Raw genomic sequence first — 1,460 nt, 5'->3', positions numbered from 1 at the left:
GCAATTCAAGCGGAGCATCTTCACCGGCTTCATCACCGACGTGGGCGGCAAGACCTCGCACACCGCAATCGTCGCGCGCAGCATGGACATCCCGGCGGTGGTGGGGGCGCGCGAGGCGAGTCACATCATCCGCCAGGACGACTGGGTGGTGATCGACGGCGACTGCGGGGCGGTGATCGTCAACCCGTCGCCGATCGTGCTGGAGGAATACCGGTTTCGGCAGCGCCAGAGCGGGCTCGAGCGGGATCGCCTGGCGCGGTTGCGGCACACGCCGGCCGTGACGATGGATGGCGAGCGCGTGGAGCTGCAGGCCAACATCGAGCTGCCGGTGGACGCCATCGGGGCGCTGGAGGCGGGGGCGGTCGGTGTGGGGCTGTTCCGCAGCGAGTTCCTGTTCATGAACCGCGGCAGCGAACTGCCGGGCGAGGACGAGCAGTACGAGGCGTACCGGGCGGCCATCGAGGCGATGCGAGGGTTGCCGGTGACGATCCGCACGGTCGATATCGGTGCCGACAAGCAACTCGATCGCATGTCGGTCAATGAACTCCGCCACGAGCATGCGTTGAATCCGGCGCTCGGGCTGCGGGCGATCCGCTGGAGTCTCTCCGAGCCCGGCATGTTCAGGCAGCAGCTGAGGGCGATCCTGCGGGCAGCGGCCGTCGGGCCGGTGCGCATCCTCGTGCCGATGGTGGCGCACCTCAGTGAGGTGCGGATGTTCCTGGAGGCTCTGGAGAGGGCGCGGCAGCAACTGGCGGATGCCGGCAGGCCCTGCGGCCCGGTCGAGGTGGGCGCGATGATCGAAGTGCCGGCGGCGGCGCTCGCATTGCCGCTGCTGTTGAAGCACTTCGACTTCGTGTCGATCGGCACCAACGACCTGATCCAGTACACGCTGGCGATCGATCGCGCCGACGAGGCGGTGTCGCACCTCTACGACCCGTGGCACCCGGCCGTGCTGGGGCTGATCGCGCAGACGATCGCCCACGCGCGGGCGGCGGGCAAGGGCGTCAGCGTGTGCGGCGAGATGGCGGGAGACCCCGAGTTCACCGACCTGCTGCTGGCGATGGGGCTGCGCAATTTCTCGATGCACCCGTCGCAGATTTCGTCGATCAAGCAGCGGGTGCTGCGGGCGGACACGCGGCGTCTGGCCCCGTTGCTGCCGACGATCCTGAGCAGCGAAGACCCGGCATCGGTGTGCCGCCGGGCCCAGGCCAGCTTGCAGGCCGTCGGCATTCATCAGTAATTTCGTGACAGCGGTGCGAAGGCCGAAAAATCGATGCTATAGTCGTGGTCTTCGCTGATCACTGATCAACGAAGCGACCAACGCAACTGATTGGTTTCGGCGGGCGGCGAAAGCGGCAAGCGGAAAAAATCAAAAACAAGTTGTTGAAGTCGAGCAAAAAGGTGCTACAGTCTAAGGCTGCGCTGAACGAGACAGATCGAACAGCAAAGCAAGACGGTTT

The 1,460-nt window shown here is 65.8% G+C and carries 1 protein-coding gene; it reads left to right on the top strand.

What is annotated here, in order from left to right:
- The coding region (gene ptsP / locus AC1D15_RS31995) for a phosphoenolpyruvate--protein phosphotransferase (RefSeq protein WP_477829220.1) at positions 1–1,240 on the top strand (1,240 nt) is incomplete at its 5' end.
- Between the last annotated feature and the right edge of the window lie 220 nt (positions 1,241–1,460).

The sequence above is a fragment of the Rhizobacter sp. P2_H2 genome (genome assembly GCF_056403375.1).
This window is presented reverse-complemented; position numbering and strand designations above follow the sequence as displayed.